This is a genomic window from Allokutzneria multivorans (genome assembly GCF_039537405.1).
GTDB lineage: Bacteria > Actinomycetota > Actinomycetes > Mycobacteriales > Pseudonocardiaceae > Allokutzneria > Allokutzneria multivorans.
The window spans coordinates 224,808-242,970 of record NZ_BAABAL010000012.1 but is presented as its reverse complement, the minus strand read 5'-3'; the positions used below and the strand labels follow the sequence as shown (position 1 = coordinate 242,970).

Here is an 18,163-nt window from a genome sequence, read left to right as displayed (position 1 = left end):
CAGGAGGATGGGTATGGGCTCGTCGCCGCTGTACCGCCACCGTGGGGTCGCGCTCTTGCGCTGCGCAGCCGTCCCCACGACCACCGGGCCGCGTTCCTGGCCTGACCCGGATGATCCCGCTTCGTGCCGCGCCTGGTTGGACGAGGTGTGGTCCGACGCGTTCTACGCCGAGGCGATCACAGTGGCCAGTCCGTCGCTGGCCACTCGCGTTCATGCGATCCGATCCGGCGCTGCGGTCAGCGCCAAGCGGTTGCGTCGAGCCGCGCTCGCGACGCTCGGCTACGTCGTGCGCAGCGTCGCCCGCCCGACGCCGTTCGGCACGTTCGCCGGGGTCGCCCCGGTGACCATCGGCAACGACGCCCACGTCCAGTGGCGCGGTGAGCACCGGGTGCTCGGCCGTGCGGACACCCAGTGGTTGAGCGAGATCGTCGAGACTGCCGAGCAGTGCCCCGAACTGTTGGAACGTTTGGAGGTCGTGTCCTGCGACCTCGCCGTGCGGCGCGGCAGCCGTCGAGAGCTGCCGCGTGGCCAGAACCGGGTGAGCATCCTCAACACCACCGCCGTCGAGACGGCCTTGGACCTCGCGGCAGCCCCGATCCACTTTGGCACGCTGATGACGGAGGTCGCCCGCTCCTTTCCCGAGGCCGACGCCTCCAGGGTCCGGTCCCTGCTCACGGAGCTGGTCTCGAAGGGCTACCTGATCACCAACCTCCACGCGCCGCACACGGTCACCGACCCGCTCGCGTACATCACCGCCGCGCTGCGCGCCGCGGGCGCCGACACGCTGGACGAGCCCGCCGTGCTCCTGGCCGAGTTGGAGCGGGTCCAGGCGGACATCCTCTGCCACAACAGCACCACCGCGCGGAGCACACGCACCGAGACCCGCACGAAGCTCACCGCCCGCATGAACCGGATCGCCGCTCGAGCCCGTATGCCGCTCGCACACGACCTGCTCCTGGACTGCCACGTGCAGATCCCGCCGATCGTGGTTGAGGAGATGGAACGCGCCGCGTCCGCGCTGCTTCGGTTGACCCGACACCCCAGCGGACAACAGGTCTGGCGCGAGTACCACGTGGCCTTCTGCGACCGGTACGGAACGGGCACGCTCGTCGCCCTCGCCGATGTCGTGCATCCCGATTCCGGATTGGGCTACCCGGCCGGCTACCCCGGAAGCGTCATGTCGGCTCCAGCTGCGCATGCAAGCGAACGAGATGAACGACTGCTCGGGCTGGCCCTGCAAGCGGTCGTGGATGGCACCGGCGAGGTCGTGCTCACCGACGAGCTGATCGCCGAGCTGGCCGACGAACGCTTCGACACGCGCTTCATCCCGCCGCACGTCGAGTTGGCAGCGCGAATCCATGCCACCGATCTCGACCAGCTCAAGCGCGGTGACTTCACACTGACGGCGGCGCCCGCGCGCTCGGCAGGCACATTGACCTCCCGGTTCACTCCGTTGGCCACGGGAGACGGCTTCGGGCTTCCCGGGCTCTATAAGGCATTGCCCGCCTCGACGGAGAAGGCGTTGCGCGTGCAGCTCAGCTACGGCCCGCTGTACCCGCACGCGGAGAACGTCTCGCGCACGCCCGCCTACCTCGAACGCGTGCTGTCGTTGGGAGAGCACCGTTGCGAGGACGACGCGGTCCTGCGTCTGGCCGATCTCGCGGTCACCGCGACGCACGAGCGGCTGTACGTGATCAGCCGGACCCGCCGACAGGTGATCGAGCCGAACATCTTCCACGCGCTCGCGATCGACAAGCAGCCCCCGCCGATCGCCCGGTTCTTGACGGAGCTGCCCCGTGCGTTCTCGGCCGGATGGTTCCAGTTCGACTGGGGCCCGCACGCGCGGCTGCCGTATCTGCCCCGGGTCCGCTACGGGCGCACCGTGCTGTCGACCGCCCAATGGCGGCTGATTTCCTCCGACCTGCCTGCTGAACCGCATCACGACGATGTGCGGTGGTGGCGGGAGCGGTGGCGCTGTCCAGTGGAGGTCGAGCTGCGCGAGGCTGATCGGGGACTGCGGTTGAACCTCGACGTTCCCGCCCACGTCGCCATCCTGTGCGCTCATCTCGCTCGTCACGGACACGCAGTCCTGACCGAAGCCGCGCCCGTACGCGACTACGGCTGGCTCGACGGCCGCGTGCACGAAGTCGCCGTGCCACTGGCCTGCACCACCAGCCCTGCGCCCAGTCCACTTCGTCAGCCCACGACGTTCGTGTCGAACACCTGCGGCGAAATCCCCGGGGCCCGTGGCACACGTTGGTTGTCAGCCAAGGTGTTCACCCACCCGGAGCGCATCGATGACGTGATCGCCACGCACCTGCCGAAGCTGGAGGCCGCGCTCGGGACCACCAACCTCTGGTGGCTGCGCTACCGCACGCCTCCCGCTGAAACCGACCATCTCCGAGTGCGCCTGCCCGCAGAACTCGACACCGAGCCTATGCGCGTACTCGGAGACTGGGCACACGAGCTGCGCAACCAGGGCCTGATCTCCCGCCTCAGTCTGGACACCTACTACCCCGAAACCGGCCGCTACGGCGACGGGCCCGTGCTGGCGGCTGCCGAGGACGTCTTCGTCGCCGACTCCCGTCTCGTTGCCGCCGCGCTCCGACAGCCGCTCGCCACCGCCGTGTCACCAGTCGCGTGGACCGTGGTGAACATGATCGCGCTCGCGCACGGTCTGCTCGGCGGTGACCGCGCCGAGACGATGAACTGGCTCGCGACGCAACCTGTCATCACGGGACCGGCCGCTGACCGTAAGGTGGCTGCCGAAACCATTCTTTTGTCCACCAACGATAATGAACTGCAAGAATGTCCACTATGGACAGACGACGTTGAGGTGCTGTGGCGTGAGCGCCATGCCGCGCTGACCGCGTACCGCGAGCAGCTGCCGGAAGCGACTGTGGTCGGCGATGTGCTGGAGTCGTTGCTGCACATGCACCACAACCGAGCGCTGGGCATCGACCGCGACCGCGAACAGCTGTGCCGCCGACTGGCCCGTCAAGCCGCGTTGTCCTGGAGAGCACGCGGTGGCGGTGGCACACCATGAACTCCTTCGCGTCGCCAGGCGCCACGCCTCCGAGAGCGGAGCCTACGCCGGGGTGGAACCAGTGCCTGGCCCACGGAGCGGCAGGGCTGGCCCTGCTGCACATCGCCCACGCTCGCACGGGACGCCAAAACTGGTCGGCCACGCACCAGTGGATCATCGCGATGATGCGCACGCCGGTCTCCGCGCATGCCACCACGGCGAGTCTCTTCCAGGGCGCACCTGCGGTGGCGTTCGTGCTTCGCTCGGCCGGCAATCCCGAGTACGAGCTCGTGCTGAACCAGCTGGAGGCGCACGTGGCCGTGCTTACCCGGGTCCGATTGCGCGACGCGCTCGCACGCATGGACTCCGGCACTCCACCAGCCCTTCGGGAGTTCGACCTCATCAACGGGCTCACTGGCCTCGGCGTGGCCCTGCTCGGACAACGCGACCGCGAGGACGAGCTACTGCGCGGCCTCCTGCGCTACCTCGTACGGTTGGCTTCGCAGCCCGTGTTCATCGACGGCCAGCCGCGACCGGGATGGTGGACCGCGCACGCGCCGACCGATCGGCTCAGTGCGCAGTGGCCTGGCGGGCATGCCAACTTCAGCCTCGCTCACGGCATCTCCGGGCCGCTCGCCCTGCTCTCGTTCGCACTGCGTGCCGAGATCACCGTCGACGGCCACCACGAGGCCATCGAGACGATCTGCGCCCAACAGGACCAGTGGCGCCTTGACACCGACCGCCCACGGTGGCCGGGAATCCTGGTGAACACGGAATGGGCCAGCAAACGAGTTCGACGCAGCGGCACGGAGCGCCCGTCCTGGTGTTACGGCCTGCCAGGCATCGCGCGCGCACGCCAAGCGGCCGGCATCGCCCTCGGAGACCGGCGCAAGCAACACGAAGCCGAAGGCGCCTTGGCCGCATGCCTGCGCGACGAGCGCCAGCTCGCCTTGGTGCGCGAGAACTCCCTGTGCCACGGCAGAGCCGGCCTCGTCCTCGCCGCGTGGCGCGCCGGGACGGAGGCCACCGCCAGCGCCGAGCTGACCGCGCTCGCCCGACAACTGCCGCACAAGCCGGAGAGCGAGCTCTCCCACCCAGCCGACCAGGACGGCCTGTTCAACGGAACGGCAGGCGCCGAACTGGTCCGACATACCGTCAGCAGCGCGCTCGCCAGACAGCCCATGTCCGCTTGGGACGCCTGCCTGTTGCTCGCGCCCACGACGTCGATCGCCTCACCGGAGGGAACTGAATGACCACCACAGCTCAGACGTCGCCCGAGGAACTGCGCGCGCAGATGGTCGCCGCTGTCCGCGACGAAGGCCACGTGCGCACCGAGCGCCTCCAGCAGGCCCTGAACACCGTGCCGCGTCACGCCTTCGTGCCCGACGCCTCACTGGAAGAGGCGTACCACCCGCACCGAGCGATCACGATCAAAGACGGCGGCCCCAACGGCCAGCCCGCCAGCTGCTCCACCTGGCCCACCGTCATTGCGATGATGCTCGACCAACTCGACGTCCAACCCGGCGAGCACGTCCTGGAGATCGGCGCCGGAACCGGCTACAACGCCGCCCTGCTCACCGAACTCGTCGGAGCCGAGGGCAGTGTCACCACCATCGACATCCACCCCGACGTCACCGACCACGCCCAGCGCTGCCTGAACAACACCGGCTACACACAGGTCCGCGTCATCACCGGAGACGGCGCCCGCGGCGTTCCCGAGCACGCCCCCTACGACAAGATCATCGTCACCGTGGGCCCCTGGGACATCCCACCCGCCTGGATCGACCAGCTCAAGTCGGACGGCCGCCTTGTCGTGCCGTTGCACTGGCGCGGACAGGCCCGCAGCATCAGCTTCACCCATGCGCGCAACGGAACCCTTGTCTCCGAGGACTGCCAGCTCTGCGGCTTCATCCCGATGATCGGCATCGTTCCCAGCGGCGAGCGTGCCGTCGAGCTGCACTCCGAGGTCGCACTCCACCTGGACCGCGACCAAGACGTAGCCGCGGAGGCCCTACACGAAGCGCTGATGAAACCCGCGACGAAGGAGTGGTCCGGCGTGACCGTGCGCTCCGGGGAATCCTTCGACGGCATCTGGCTGCGTCTCACCGCAACAGAGCCCGGCACCTGCCGCATCGCCGCGACACCACAAGCGAAAGCCGACGGAGTCTGCTCACCCGTGCTGCCGTACCGCAGCCCGGCCGTGGTCGACAACGACTCCTTCGCCTACCTCACCGCCCGCCAAGCCGACGGCGACGGTGAGCAGCGCTTCGAACTCGGCGCCGCCGGACACGGCCCAACCGGATCAGAACTCGCCGAACGCCTGTGCCAGCACATCCGCGACTGGAACCGCGATCGGACAGCCCAACCACGCATCCTCGCAGCGCCCTACGCCTTCTTGGAGAACGACCTCCCTGACGGGTTGATCATCACCAAGCACCACGTCCGACTCGTCCTGGCGTGAGAGGTCGCGACGCTGCTGGCGGTCGCCGAGGTGGTCCCGCCAGCAGCGCTCACCAGCTAGAACCGTCTGTTGAACGGCTGTGCACTAGCTAGCCAGGGCGATGCCAACTTGATCGAGGAGATTCGTCCGCTGGTGCAGGCAAGCCTGGAGCGTGTCAACTCCAAGCCTGATGCTCGGCTATTCACCGGCCCGCGTGGCGGACGTATCAGCACGGCTGTTCTTCGCGATGCCACGCATTGGGACGAAGTCGTAGCCGCGTTGGGCTGCGAATACCTTCGGCGGCACAGCCTGCGGCACACAGGCTTGACCTGGTTGGCCGACGCCGGCGTCCTCGTGCACCATCTCCAGCGGATCGCCGGACGCGGATCGCTGACCACCACGCAGAGATACCTGCATCCCGACAAGCAGTCAGTCACCGACGCTGGCGAGCTGCTCTCGGAGCACTTGCGGTCCCCACGACGGCCCCACCTCAAAGTCGTGTGAGGGGCGTGGTCCCCAGGTGGTCCCCAAACCGCCTCAGAGATGATCTTCGCCAAGATCGACTCCGGAAACGAGAAGAGGTCGTCTCACCTCAGCTTTTGCTGTGTGAGACGACCTCTCTTCCGACCGTCGGGACGACAGGATTTGAACCTGCGACCCCTTGACCCCCAGTCTTGTGCCCGCCGTCTTTCGGGTCCAGCAAGGTCTATTTGTGCAGGTCGTGTCCACTCGGACGTCCAAGTTTTCCAACTGATGCACAGGTATCTCTGGTGTCTGTGCCACGCGTGTGACACGGCGGTTCCACGTTGCGGGCTCGATTGCGCAACCTCACCAATGTCCCCGCGAAGTCGGTCGTCGCTCGGCTGATCCGCCGTCCGGCCCTACTGCGGTGCTGGCACCGTTGGGCGACTTGCTGGCCTCGAAGGAAAGGCGAGAGCTGTCCTCCAAGAGCGCAAGCAATGAGTCGGTCACAACGCGGCGCCGCGTGCCGACGAATATGACTGTTGCCGGGCACCGATTTTGGTTGATCGCGTCATAGAGGTGAGCGCGAGAGACGCCCAGGGCTTCAGCGGCGCGCTGGACGTTAACCGTCGCAGGCCACTGCCGGATCTCGTCGAGCGTCGGCCGACGAGTCATGTCCCTAGTCATATCGGATCGCCCATTTTGTGCTTCGGCTTCTTCTGGATGATCCTAACCTGGGACTCGCACTAAGCTTCGAGCGGTCAATCGGGGCGAGAATCTTGGTGATGCAGGTCACAAAACTCGCAATGTGACTGAGGTCACTATTCTGGCCGTCAGTCTCGCTTGGGTGTCCCACAAAGTGCAACTCGGCGAGGTGTGAACGTTCTGCTAATCGCCAACGCCGAGTGAACCTGGGGAGATGTATCGGCCTTTCCTGCGCTCGACGGCTGGTGCTTTTAAGGGCTGAGCGAGGCCCCGATTCCGATGTCACTTCTAATTGCATGAGGTGGTTAGCGGGGTGGTTTTTCGCCGAGATCGACGAGGTTTGTTGCCCGTCTCTGGCGTTGACTTGGCGACCGGGGATTTCCGTGTCGCACTTTGCTGGCTTCTTGATGTGTTGAGTGCGAGTCGCGATGTTACTTGAAGATGTGGCACAAGTACTGACGTTTGTGTAATCGTGGGTCATTCGTTGCATGGAGAGTTCCCAGTCTATGAAGTTGACCTCTCTCCCTGCAGACGAGGTTACACTCCGTTACGCGCGCCGGGGTGGCCCCGCTCCGACAGGAACCGAGCGCATGCTCCAGCAAAGGCGAGGGCTGGCTTGGATGCCGCGCGCCAGCGAGCTACCGAAGGTAACGGCTGAGGTCGTCCGACTGAAGGCGGAGCCGTTCCCAGCGGCCCCAGGTGAGATCGCGAACCGACAGGAAGTCGAAGGCGAGGCTCAGCGCGCGTCGCGGAGACTCTTCGTGAGCGCGCGGTTGATGCTTGGGTTCCGTCCGCTCATGTAGGACGGGATCGGGTGGTACCCGTTCGCCCGGTACAACTCCAGTGCCGCGATGTTGTGCACGCCGGTCTCCAGGATGATGCGATTGGCGCTGGCAACCCATGCGCGTACTTCGAGGCCGCTGAGGACCTGGTTGCCGTGTCGGTGGCCGCGGTGGCTCGCGTCGACGTACATGCGTTTGATCTCGGCGGTGTGGGGTTCGTGCCACGTCCATCCGCCGCAGGCGATCGGTGCGGTGTCGGCGTCGTAGCCGATGACGAACGCTCCGCGCGGGGGGAGAAAGTCCTCGGGGTTGCTGTCGGTGGGGTCGTCGGCGAAGCCGTAGAGCGCGCGCTGTGAGCGGTAGAGAGCTTGCTGGAGTTCTCGGGCGTCGGGGTGGTCGTAGGCGCGAGGTACCAGGCGCAGCGAGCTGCAGCCCGCCGAGGTGCTCGGCGGGCTGCCCGCCCGGTGGGCGCGTGTGCTCATGCGGTCGATAGTGCCTTGTCGAGCACGTCGACCGCTTCGTCTGCCCAGACGGAGGAACGGCGCCGTGCCAGTGCTGTGCGGACGCCGTCGAGGAGGGTGCGGCAACGGCGGGACTGGATGTTCGGGATGCGGTGTGCGAGGGCGGCGGCCGTGCGCGCTGCGGATTCGATGTCCCGGCGGCCGAGGTGCGCGTGGACGAGGTAGCTGCCGTGCAGCACGGAGGAGCGGAGGAACTCGCCGCCGTGGTGCTGGGTGGCCAGTGGGGTGAGGGCGGCGGTGGCTTCGCCGAGCAGGTGGTGGGTGCGGTAGCCGTGGGTGATCGCGAGCTGGAGGAGGGCGTGACCGGACTCGGCTGCGAGCTGGTCGGGGGTCAGGTAGTAGAGGCTGGGCGGAGCGTCGCCGGGGTCGCGCTTGGCGAGGAGTTCGCGGGCGGTGTCGGAGGCGAGACGGTAGGCGTAGAGGTTGCCTGCTGTGGCGTGGGCGGTGGCGAGGCGACCGTGGGCGCGGGCTCGGGTGGTGGGGCAGGTGCGGCGCGTGTGCGCGACGGCTGCCTCAGCGAGTCGGACGGCGTCGCTCGGGTTGTTGGTCATGGCGCTCTGGTAGGCGAGCATCCCGAGGGAGTTGGTCGCAGCGATGTCGTCTTTGGCGGCGCGGGCGAGCCGGATGGCGAGAAGGTGCCCGCGTTGGGCCGCCCCTGCGTTGTCCGCGTCGAAGGCGGTCCAGGCAGCCAGTTGGGCCAGCCCTGCTGACAGGCGAAGCAGGCGCGCGCCGGTGGGGCCGTTGTAGCGGGCGAAGCGGAGGAAGTCGAGAACGGTCGCGAGTTCGGCGTTGATCAGTCGCTGGGACAGCGGGCCTCCTCCGAGCTGGTCATCCAAGCGTCGAAGTTCGGCAAGGCGCCGCTCCAGCATCGTGAGCATCGGTGGATCGAGGCGATCCCGGCCGCTGCCGCTGATCCCCGCGCCCGGCATCGGAGTGAGGCCATCGAGAGCGGAAGTGATCAGGTCCGACCCGCGTGCGGCGCGCAGTGCGGCGCGCTCATTCGGCGTGCCGGTGGCCGTGGAGTGAGCCACAGCGACGGCGCCGGTCGCGGTCCATGGACCGAGCAGACCGCTCACCGCCGACGCCGTGGGCGCGCTGGCGCCTCCGAGGGCGGGCCAGAGGTGCTCGATACGCACGTCCCGGTCGAGCGCGTGGCCGAGGACGGCCGCGACAGCGGAGGCCGTTGCCGCGTCGCGTGGGCGGGTGCCGCGCAGCCAGTGGCATCCCGTCGTCAGGTCGAGGGCGTCGTGTCCTCGCGCGACCAGATGCGCGTTGACTTCCCGGACGAGCGCTCGCGCGGACCATCCGACCTTGCTCAACATTTCGCGCAACGCCGCGTTGGGCATGGCTCCCCCTTTTTCGATTTCTTTCGGTTTTCCTAGAGGGGACCCTAGGGTGAGGTTTTAATGCGCATTGAGGAGGAGAAGCGGCGCTGGGATTTCACGGGTTTCACGGACCCTTGCGAACATTCACGACGTTCACGCCTGGCGTGAAAGACGCGGCGGTTGAGCGCTGTGAGACTGGGTTCATCACGCGATAACCCTTGTGGCACAACGAGAGTGGCTTGTTGGCTGGCGGCGCGGAGGCGACGCCGAACCCTGTGGCCACTCGTGAGTCAAACGGCCATGACAAGGCTTCTTCGTCATGTCCGAAAAGTGCTCGGGTGCGCGTGAGAAATCATTCCTTTCTCGCGTTGGAGGTCGGCGTCCGTGAACCTGGGCGACCTGCACATCATTACCTACGACATGCGCGGAACAATCGTGCACACCGGGCAGCCGAAACCGTGTCGGCAAACCGGTCTGGTCGTGCACACCCACCAACTCCTGGCAGGCCTGGCACTGCGCACCCCACAGGCCCGCGTCGCGGTCACCCAGACGGGAGGCCGCCGCAGCAACGCCTACCGGCTGGAGACCCCGGAAGGGCTGACGGTCCTCGCACAGGGCGTGGACACCAGCTTCCGAGACTGCCTGGCCCCCGCTGCGGGAGTCGGCAAGGACCCGGCGTTGGTGCGCCGCTTCTACGAAGAAGAGATCGACAACCGCGCCAATCCGGTCTACGCCTCGCTGGCCCGCCAGTACGGCGAGGTGATCGCGGCGGCGGGAAGCGCGAACCTGCTGCTGCAGAACATCAACCCCATCGTCGGGGTTCTCAAGGCCGAACAGCACGGCCACCTCGACGCGCTGCGACTGGGGCCGTTGAACCTGACCTGCGTTGTCCACGACCTGGCCGACGCGCCGCACCGCTTCGAGTACCTGCGCAGGCGGATGGCCTTGTCCGGGCACCGGATTCACCTCGTCGCCGTCTCCGGCGCGGTGCGCCACCGGCTGCTGGAGGCAGGACTTCCCGCTGACCGGATCACTACCGTGCCCAACGGCTTGGACGTCGCGGGTTTCCGCGACCGCTTGGCCACAGCCCGATCCACGCGCGTCTTCGACGCGGTCCGTGCGCGCAACCACCTGCCGCCGGGGCGGATCGTTCTCGTCTCCGCCCGCCGCGTCCTCTGGAAGGGCCACCTCGACGTCCTCGACGCCGTCGCCGCGCTGCGCGCGGACGGTGCGTTGCAGGACGCGGTCGTGGTGTTCAACGGCCACAACCTCACCGACACCCGCGAGGCGGGCTACCAGGAGCTGCTCGCCCGCAGGATCAGCGAACTCGGATTGCGCGGGCGCGTGTTCCTGCTCGATGACCTCGATCCGCTGGAAGTCGCCTCCTGCTACGAGGCCGCGCACATCGCCGTGCTGCCCTCGCGCGAACCGGAGGCGTTCGGCTACGCCAACATCGAGGCGATGCTCGCGGGCGTCCCAGTGATCACTACCGCCCACGGGGCGCCGCTGGACTACATCGAGGACGGCCGATCCGGCGTCCTAGTCCCGCCCAGCGATCCGGCCGCGATCGCGGCGGCCTTGCGTGTGCTGCTCACCGACGCTCCCACGCACGCGTGCATCGGCGCGGCAGGACGGGTCAGCGCGCAGCAGTTCACGGTGGAGTCGATGATCGACGGCTACCTCTCCGTCATCGCCTCCCTGCAGGCGGGGGAGGCGTGATGAGCTTGGCGATCCAACCCCCGCCGCACTACGTCCGGCTCGGCGCGGGCCTCTACAGCGAGGTCTACCGCAGGCCCGGCAGCCCGTTCGTCATGCAGTTGTTCAAGACCGAACGCGGCGAGCTGACCCCGGCGATCCTGCGCGCCGAGTACGCCTACCTCCGACGTGTCTTCACCACGCAGCCCGATCTCATCCCTCGGCAGTGGGTGATCCCGCTGCGCGAGGCGGAGGACATCGGGACCACCGTGGTCGTCAAGGAGTTCGTCGCGGTCGACACCGCGCGGTCGCTGCGCGCGGCCTGCCCGGCTGCGATAGGCCATCGCGCGCTCGGACAGCTCGAGCAGTTCCTCGCCACGGTGCGCGAGCTGCTCGTGGACACCGACCGGCACCTGTTGGCGCCGCACCAGGTCTCAGCGGTGCCGGACTTCATCGACCCCGACATGGCCAACCTCGTCGTCGATGACTCCGGGACCCTGCGGCTGCTGGACACCAACCGGCTCATCAACTCCCGGGTCCTGCGCAACGTCGAGCGCAGCGACACCACCCTGGACGTGCACCGCCGCCGCATCCACGCGCTGCTGTTCCGCAGGATGATGTTCCTGGAGCACCGCTTCCTCGGTCGTAGCGTCGCCGCACTGCGCGCTGATCCCCTCTACCGCCGTTTCCTCACGGTGGACGACATCGACGCGGTGATGCTCGACTCCGACCGCGTCGGGGAGCCCTTCGAACCCGGCCCGAGCGCACCCGCAGCCTAGAACCGTTGCTACAAAAGAAGGTGGGGCCACCGCAACGCGGTGACCCCACCTTCACGAGTTACTCAAATTCGGCACGCCTCCAAGCGAGTGGCCAGGATCGCCGTCGCCCCAATCTCGGTCAGCTCGTCCATGATCCGCTGCACGTCCGCACGCTCCACCAACGCACGCATCGCCACCCAACCGGGCTTGTCCAATCCCGAGATCGTCGGCCCCTCCTGGCCCGGCGTAATCCTGCTGGCCTGCGAGACCTTCTCCTCGGGACAGTCGTAGTCGAGCATCACCAACTTGTGCGCGTCCAACACACCCTGAAGGCGACGGCGCAGCACCTCCGCGATCTTGGCCTTGCCCGGCGGCAGCTCGTGAACGCTGCTGACCACCAGCACCGCCTCGGAATCCATCAACGGCGCACCGAAGGCCAGCAAACCAGCGTTGCGCAACGAGGTCCCCGTCTCCACGACATCGGCGATCACATCAGCCAACCCGAGCGCGACCGCGTTCTCCACCGCGCCCTCCAACGTGACCAACTCGGCACTGACTCCGTTGTCCGCCAGGTGCTTCCGCGCCAAAACCGGGAAGCTCGTCGCGATCCTCAACCCCGCGAGATCAGTGACATCCGACCACCGCGCATCCTCGGCAGCGGCGAAGCGGAACTGTGACCGCGCGAAGCCCAACCGAAGCACCTCCCGCACCGACGCACTGGCATCCACCAACAGATCCTGCCCGGTGATCCCGACGTCCAACGCCCCGCGGCCGACGTACACCGCACAATCCCGTGGCCGCTGAAAGAAAAACTCAACCCCGTTGTCCGGATCAACCAACGACAGCTCCCGGCTGCTGCGCCGCACCCGGTACCCGGCCTCATGTAGTAGGTCCACCGCCGCAGCGCTCAAAGACCCCTTGTTCGGCACGGCAACTCGAAGCAAACTCATGCCGACGATCCTTGCACAGCAACAGATCCGTCGCTTCGTCATTTCCGGTGCCGACCAGAAGTAACCGGGTGAAACCCCCGTTCGGGGCTGGGCCCGTGGATCAAGCCGTGCCGGTATACTGCGGGGTGATCCGGGGTCCTCGCGTGGGCGAGGGTGAGCAGTGGCCCTGAGTGGCGGATCACCTCAGGGCGGCTTTGCCATGCTGTCCCGGAGGAGTCCTACGAGCTATGGCTGTTACCGCGCCCTCGTCTCTCGCCGTGCACGGCCGCGCTGTGTGTGCTGATCGTGTGACGTCCCTGTCACGAGTGGCGTTCATTCTGCGTCGACACCGCGCGAGCCCCGTTCGCCTGCTCGCGTGGGCATGCGATTCGAGCTAGCGCTCCGGCGGTTGGTGTTGCCGTGTCAGGGTTTCCGGCGGCGGCAGCACGGTGGCGTTGGTGGCGCGTGTGCGATCGCGGCACTCTGGCTAGTGGCCGGTCGAGCGCGGAGATTGTCTGCAGCGTGGTGGGAATGTTGGTGCCGATAAGGAGAGAGAACGTTGCCTGCGCGTGGAAAACTGTTGAGTCCCAACGAGCGGGACCTTGTGCTGCCCGCAGTGGCGGACGGCGTCACCCGGTTGTGGTGCAAGGCTTTCGGAGGGATCGATCCCGATCGTGAAGGCATCGAGTCGATCACAGGCGCTGAGGTGATCGACGATGTCGTCTACGCGACGGGCAAGAACGGTGACGTGATCAGCCTGGAACGCCGCGCTGACGGCGCGGAGGAGCTGGTGCTGTGGGACCTCAATCCCTACACCGGTCTGCGGCAGGTCAAACGGTTCGTCGTCGACAACACACCGGGCTCTCGCGACAGCGTGGCGGACGTGGTGCGGCAGTTGGCGCACCCGCACCGGACGGCGTTGCAGGTTCGGGTTCTCGGCGCCCGATTGAGCGAGCGGCGTACGTGTGAGGCGTGCAGGCGCCCGACGTCGCTGACGAACCCGCGCGGGGTGCTGGTGACCGACGAGCTCGGCTTTGCGACGGTGCAGCACCTGGAATGCCCGGAGCCGCCGAAGCCTCCCGTGTCGAACCGGGAGGCTGGGTGGTGCAGGCAGTGCTCGGGCTGGATCGAAGCCGGAGACGGCCTGTGGCTGACGTTGGAGCGGGCCATCTCGCACGACGGGGTTTGCCCGAGTGTGCTCAATCCTGGCCCACCGCAACGCAATTCCTATGGCGAGACCTGCAGCCGCTGCTTCCTGGCAGTCGCTCCCGGGCAGGGATGGATGACCTTGCACCGTCGCCACGGGTGGCAGGTGAAGCACGCGGAATGCCCGTACGACAACGAGATCGCCGCCGCCTCGACGCTCATGCACTACTCGGCGGAGACGCGCTACGGCAAACCGCTGGGGCCGCGCGGCACGATCGCCCGGATCGAGTGGTGGGCTTCGAAGCATCCTGAGTGGGACACCGCCGATGTGCAGGGCCGCACCACCAGCGAGATCGGCCGTGCCCTGGGCTGGGTCACCGTGATCCGCGCCGGGTATGAGCGGCACGAGGACGAGGACACCGACCGAATGGTGACCACGTACCACGCGGACGTGCGACCCGCGACCGCCGCTGAAGTCGCGGCGGAGAAACGACGCCGAGCAGCTCCCGCCGCGCCGGCCGTGGTAGAGCACGAGGTCGAGATTCAGTGGCCGCAGGAAGGCTACGTCGACGAGTACGGCACCGCTCACGCCTGGGATGCCGTCGTGGAAAGCGACGACGAGGACGACCAAGACGACCAGGACGCGGAGCCGTACACCTACAAGGAGCTCGTCGGCAACCGAGCGGAGGCCGCCGGGATGTCGGTGGAGGAATACCTGGGCATCGACGAACCCGACGAGGACGACTGGTGACACCCGACGCCGCAACGACCAGCTCGCCCGGTGCCCGCGCACCGAGCATGCCGGGCACCGGGCGCCGTGGCGAAGAGAACGGCTCACGCCGGCGCGGGCAGACGCGCGCTGCGTGCGGCGACACGAGCGCGCCGCACGCGGGTCGCGGCGGTGCCGGAGTGCGGAGGTTAGGCGGAGTGGACATGAGCAGCGGAGGCACAGTGCCCGACAGAAAGCCCTTGCATGAGGATCTGCCGATCGAGATGGCGTGGATCGAGGGGCGGCGGATCTACATCCGCTGCGCCTACGACTCCGACATCAACCAACGCCTGATCGCCATGAACGCCGAGTGGCACAAGGAGAGAGGCCTGCGCTACGTCGGTACGGTCCGCAAAGCCAAGGTGCTGGAGGTGCTCAGCGTTGAGATCGAGCAGCGGCGGGCACGCCGCGAGACGGAGCAGCGGGCGGTCGGCTCCGGGCTGCGCGTGCTCGTACCGATTGGGTTGCCGACCAGCTTCCACGAGCAGGCCACGCGCATGGGCGCGGTGTGGGACAGCGGCGAACACCTGTACCGCGTGCCGAACACGGAGACCCGGACCGGGCTGCGCGCGCTCGTCGACACGGTGGTGGCCGAGCGCGAGCAGCGGGAGCGTGAGCAGCGCCAGCGCGAGTCCGACGCGCGGCGCGCCCGCGAGAGCGCGACCACCGAGAAGGCCGTGCGCGTACTCGCGCACGCTGTGCAGCAGGCTGCCGAGCAGGCGGTCCAACGCCGCGAGCGCGCCCTCGCCGAGTCCCCGCACCCGGTGACCGGCGAGGTCGAGTACGTGCACGAGGTCGTGCTGGAGCGGCTGACCACCGCGCAAGCGGAAGACCGGGGTTGGCCCCTGGACAGCGTTCAGCAACTGCCTGACAGCCGGCGCGGGGTCGTCCTGACGCGCGCGGTGTGGTTCACCAACGCCGAGCGCGCCAGCGGCTCCGACTGGCATCCCGACGCACCCGACACACCCCACTGGAACATCCTCTACACGCTCGCGATCCTGGACACCGCCGAGAATCCCGACCACCAGCCCACCTGAGTGCCTGCGTTGCGCTCCGGTGGCCGGCCGAGCGCGCTCACTACGGTGATCGCAGAGCGCGTCTTGCCCCTTGAGTGTTGTCGTCACTGCGGATCGGGGTCGGTCTCGGAGCGGGCCTTGCGTGCTGGAGCCTCGACGGTGAACTCTTCGCCCGTGACCAGGTGGCTGCTGGGCCGGAGTTGGAACGCCGCGCCATGCAGAGGCGACTTGAGAGGTTCGCGCTGGCGCGTTCCTCCACGATGCTCTAAAGTCGACCGCTGATGTTCCTTTCCCTGCGCTAGCAGGGGTGAACCAACGTAACCCGATGATGGCTACCACGTCGTGGTTGCCGAGGCAGACGGCCTTCGTGGCCCGTCCCCGCGCTAGCGGGGGTCTTGTTCGCCAGCTCGCTCCGAAACCGGTGAAGGCTGGCCGAACTCGCGCGCGCGTAGACAGGGATGCGTCGTGCGCGGCTTGTGGGAAGGGGTTGCTCGTGGCGGTGCGCTGGGTCGGTCTGCACGAGATCGCTGAGTGGACGGATCTGAAACCGGAGACTCTCCGCCGCTACCTGCGTCGCGGGCGCATGCCGGAGGTCGGTCGCTGGGTGGAGAGCCAGCCGGAGTGGAAGTATCGAGCGGCTCGCGGGTGGGTGACTGACCGGGGTCCACGTCGACGCCGCGCACGCGAGGCCGTGGTGTGCGGAACGACATCGGGCTGGCGCGACGGCTGCGACTGCGATCAGTGTCGGTCCGCCCACAACATCGCCACCCGGGACTGGCGTCGGGGTCTTGCCCGCGTCCCTGACCACATTCGGGAAGCCGTGTTGGCCGACCTTGCCCTGGGCGGCGATCTTGGTGAGGTCGCTGAGGCGCACGACCTGACGCCGCAACGACTCCACGGCCAAGCTGCGGTTGATCCTGTGTGGCGAAAGCAGTTCGATGAGGCGTTGATGGCCGGGCGCGATCCCTCGCTTGCCCACGGCTACGAGATGACGTACCGCAAGGACAAGTGCCGGTGCCCCGACTGTCGACAAGCTCATCACCGACCTGAACCGCACCGCAGCATCCTGGAGGTACGGCCCCGCAAACCCCAGCGGCGGACACCGCGCACGCTCACCTGTCACACCTGCGGCAATGCCTTCGACGCGATCTCGAACCTGTCTCGCTACTGCGGCCCGGACTGCGGGCACGCCGCTCGCCTCGCGCGCGCGACCGTCGCCGAGCAGTAGTTCGGAGCAGGCGCGCCGATGCTCGTCTTCCCCGTCGTGTCCCTTGTGACGGCGCGCTGAAGGACGGCGGCCACTCTTGCATGTGTGGTGAACGCTCGCGTTCGCTCCGCTGCGCAGCGACGTTGGCTGAACACCCGAGACGTTGGGCAGCCTCGTGGCGGGGTAGCTGACTTCGTCAGCAGGGCCGCCGACGCCGCGCGAGCGGCGCTGCACGTGCCACGCCGTGCGAGCTGAGGTCGTTAGAGGATTCGCCGCGACGAGCACAGAACCCGGTCGGGCAGCCGCTCCCGGCAGGGTTCCGACGTCGAGGGGCGCCAGTAGCTGGGGCGCGTCAGCCGGCTGTGCCGCCTCAACGGGTGCCAGCGCTTCCGCCAGGAGACGACTGTCCGCGCGCTCCACATCGCAGTCGTGCCGGAGGCACGCTTCGACCGCGTTTCCCGTCGATGCCACACCTTCCGCGTGTACTGCTGCTGTTGAGTGGTCTGGCAACGCGTTCCGCGTGTCGTGCGGTCAAGCCACCTTCGTCGCCGCGCCTAGTTTGTCCACAAAGGACACCTCAGGTGTCCGCCCACGGCCCGCGATCGAGTTCGACGCAGCGCTGTCGGCGAGGGGGCGCTTGCCGCAGAGGACTTCGACATAGGCTGATGCCTAAGACGTGGAAGAAGGTGGACGTGGTGGCATTGGTGTCGGCGAAGCAGGCCGAAGACGACGCACATGACTTGTGGACGAAGGAATCCAAGGACACGGACCACTCCGATCAATCCAGGTTGACCGCGTGCTCGCTGATGCTGCGGCGAGCCATCGAATCGATGCTGTCCGAGCACGGGGTGACCGCGGAGTTCGGCGGCTTGTGCACGGAGGAGAACGATCCACAGTCGCAGCCGGTTGCGATGATCACGATGCTGTTCCAGGGAGAGCGTGCGGCGGTGCCGGTGTGGCCCTGCGTGGACCGGGTGACCATCTACAGCGCACCCGAGAACGGAAGCCGTCTGACGGGGGAACCGCTCGCACTCGTCGGGAACGGCCAGCGCGCGTGGTCGACGGCGCAGGAGTGGTGCGCCGATGGGCGGCGACCGAAAGCGGACAGGAAACTGAGCTGGGTCGACGCAACAACCTGGACTGAGCGCCTCATTCAGCTGTTCCAGGCTGCTTAGGGCAGTACTCGCGCTTCGGCACGCCCAGCTCCTGCGGAGAAGATCGCGTTGCGCCGCAACAGCATTCGGTCGGGCAGGTCGGTCGGGGAGTGAACGTCTTGTCCTGCCGGTGCTGGTCATCCAGAGTGAACAGGGAAACGCGGGCTCGTTGGATCATCCGCTTGGGCTACGGTGTTTGTGTTCCCCGCACGGCGAAAGTGTCGGCACG

The 18,163-nt window shown here is 67.5% G+C and carries 14 protein-coding genes; 10 read left to right on the top strand and 4 right to left on the bottom strand.

What is annotated here, in order from left to right; all coding sequences use genetic code 11:
• The first annotated feature begins 13 nt into the window (after positions 1-13).
• The 4 genes from ABD798_RS17920 to ABD798_RS17905 all read left to right on the top strand — a co-directional run bounded on the left by ABD798_RS17920 (position 14) and on the right by ABD798_RS17905 (position 5,969).
• Entirely contained in the window at positions 14-3,046 is a 3,033-nt protein-coding gene (locus ABD798_RS17920) for a lantibiotic dehydratase (RefSeq protein WP_344876176.1), read from the top strand.
• Complete coding sequence (locus tag ABD798_RS17915) at positions 3,043-4,278, top strand: lanthionine synthetase C family protein (RefSeq protein ID WP_344876174.1); 1,236 nt, start codon at positions 3,043-3,045, stop codon at positions 4,276-4,278. The genes ABD798_RS17920 and ABD798_RS17915 overlap by 4 nt, the downstream gene beginning before the upstream one ends.
• Positions 4,275-5,486, top strand: coding sequence for a methyltransferase, FxLD system (fxlM, locus tag ABD798_RS17910; RefSeq protein ID WP_344876171.1), 1,212 nt, complete (start codon positions 4,275-4,277; stop codon positions 5,484-5,486). The genes ABD798_RS17915 and fxlM overlap by 4 nt, the downstream gene beginning before the upstream one ends.
• A 108-nt stretch (positions 5,487-5,594) precedes the next feature.
• A complete protein-coding gene (locus ABD798_RS17905; RefSeq protein WP_344876169.1) occupies positions 5,595-5,969 on the top strand; it encodes a tyrosine-type recombinase/integrase in 375 nt (124 codons plus the stop codon).
• A gap of 324 nt (positions 5,970-6,293) precedes the next feature.
• On the opposite strand, the gene ABD798_RS17900 is transcribed toward ABD798_RS17905, so the two are convergent.
• The 3 genes from ABD798_RS17900 to ABD798_RS17890 all read right to left on the bottom strand — a co-directional run bounded on the left by ABD798_RS17900 (position 6,294) and on the right by ABD798_RS17890 (position 9,281).
• Positions 6,294-6,602 carry a helix-turn-helix domain-containing protein gene (locus ABD798_RS17900; RefSeq protein ID WP_344876167.1) on the bottom strand — a complete coding sequence of 103 codons (309 nt, stop codon included), beginning with the start codon at positions 6,600-6,602 and terminating at the stop codon, positions 6,294-6,296.
• Between the two features lie 766 nt (positions 6,603-7,368).
• Positions 7,369-7,896 carry a GNAT family N-acetyltransferase gene (locus ABD798_RS17895; protein ID WP_344876164.1) on the bottom strand — a complete coding sequence of 176 codons (528 nt, stop codon included), beginning with the start codon at positions 7,894-7,896 and terminating at the stop codon, positions 7,369-7,371.
• Positions 7,893-9,281 carry an NsdA family TPR-like regulatory protein gene (locus ABD798_RS17890; RefSeq protein WP_344876162.1) on the bottom strand — a complete coding sequence of 463 codons (1,389 nt, stop codon included), beginning with the start codon at positions 9,279-9,281 and terminating at the stop codon, positions 7,893-7,895. Before ABD798_RS17890 ends, ABD798_RS17895 begins: the two co-directional genes overlap by 4 nt.
• Positions 9,282-9,644: 363 nt before the next feature.
• Between ABD798_RS17890 and ABD798_RS17885 the strand changes: the two genes are divergently transcribed.
• Both ABD798_RS17885 and ABD798_RS17880 read left to right on the top strand, forming a co-directional pair.
• Complete coding sequence (locus ABD798_RS17885) at positions 9,645-10,979, top strand: glycosyltransferase family 4 protein (protein ID WP_344876160.1); 1,335 nt, start codon at positions 9,645-9,647, stop codon at positions 10,977-10,979.
• Positions 10,979-11,734 carry a hypothetical protein gene (locus tag ABD798_RS17880; RefSeq protein ID WP_344876158.1) on the top strand — a complete coding sequence of 252 codons (756 nt, stop codon included), beginning with the start codon at positions 10,979-10,981 and terminating at the stop codon, positions 11,732-11,734. Before ABD798_RS17885 ends, ABD798_RS17880 begins: the two co-directional genes overlap by 1 nt.
• Before the next feature lie 62 nt (positions 11,735-11,796).
• Here ABD798_RS17880 and hisG read toward each other — a convergent pair whose 3' ends face one another.
• Entirely contained in the window at positions 11,797-12,657 is an 861-nt protein-coding gene (gene hisG, locus ABD798_RS17875) for an ATP phosphoribosyltransferase (protein ID WP_344876348.1), read from the bottom strand.
• Positions 12,658-13,222: 565 nt separating this feature from the next.
• Between hisG and ABD798_RS17870 the strand changes: the two genes are divergently transcribed.
• The 4 genes from ABD798_RS17870 (at position 13,223) to ABD798_RS17855 (ending at position 17,955) form a co-directional block, all read left to right on the top strand.
• On the top strand, positions 13,223-14,539 hold the full coding sequence (locus ABD798_RS17870; protein WP_344876156.1) for a hypothetical protein: 1,317 nt from the start codon (positions 13,223-13,225) through the stop codon (positions 14,537-14,539).
• A 182-nt stretch (positions 14,540-14,721) separates the two neighbouring features.
• Positions 14,722-15,594 (top strand): hypothetical protein, encoded by an 873-nt coding sequence (locus tag ABD798_RS17865; RefSeq protein WP_344876154.1) that lies wholly within the window; start codon positions 14,722-14,724, stop codon positions 15,592-15,594.
• 472 nt (positions 15,595-16,066) lie between these two features.
• Positions 16,067-16,801, top strand: a complete 735-nt coding sequence (locus tag ABD798_RS17860; RefSeq protein ID WP_344876152.1) for a hypothetical protein — start codon at positions 16,067-16,069, stop codon at positions 16,799-16,801.
• A gap of 665 nt (positions 16,802-17,466) precedes the next feature.
• Positions 17,467-17,955, top strand: a complete 489-nt coding sequence (locus tag ABD798_RS17855; RefSeq protein ID WP_344876150.1) for a M48 family metallopeptidase — start codon at positions 17,467-17,469, stop codon at positions 17,953-17,955.
• Positions 17,956-18,163 lie beyond the last annotated feature (208 nt).

Coding starts and splice junctions, on each gene's coding strand:
- ABD798_RS17920 (WP_344876176.1), top strand. CDS start 14: ATGGGCTCGTCGCCGCTGTACCGCCACCGTGGGGTCGCGCTCTTGCGC.
- ABD798_RS17915 (WP_344876174.1), top strand. CDS start 3,043: ATGAACTCCTTCGCGTCGCCAGGCGCCACGCCTCCGAGAGCGGAGCCT.
- fxlM (WP_344876171.1), top strand. CDS start 4,275: ATGACCACCACAGCTCAGACGTCGCCCGAGGAACTGCGCGCGCAGATG.
- ABD798_RS17900 (WP_344876167.1), bottom strand. CDS start 6,602: ATGACTCGTCGGCCGACGCTCGACGAGATCCGGCAGTGGCCTGCGACG.
- ABD798_RS17895 (WP_344876164.1), bottom strand. CDS start 7,896: ATGAGCACACGCGCCCACCGGGCGGGCAGCCCGCCGAGCACCTCGGCG.
- ABD798_RS17890 (WP_344876162.1), bottom strand. CDS start 9,281: ATGCCCAACGCGGCGTTGCGCGAAATGTTGAGCAAGGTCGGATGGTCC.
- ABD798_RS17880 (WP_344876158.1), top strand. CDS start 10,979: ATGAGCTTGGCGATCCAACCCCCGCCGCACTACGTCCGGCTCGGCGCG.
- ABD798_RS17865 (WP_344876154.1), top strand. CDS start 14,722: ATGAGCAGCGGAGGCACAGTGCCCGACAGAAAGCCCTTGCATGAGGAT.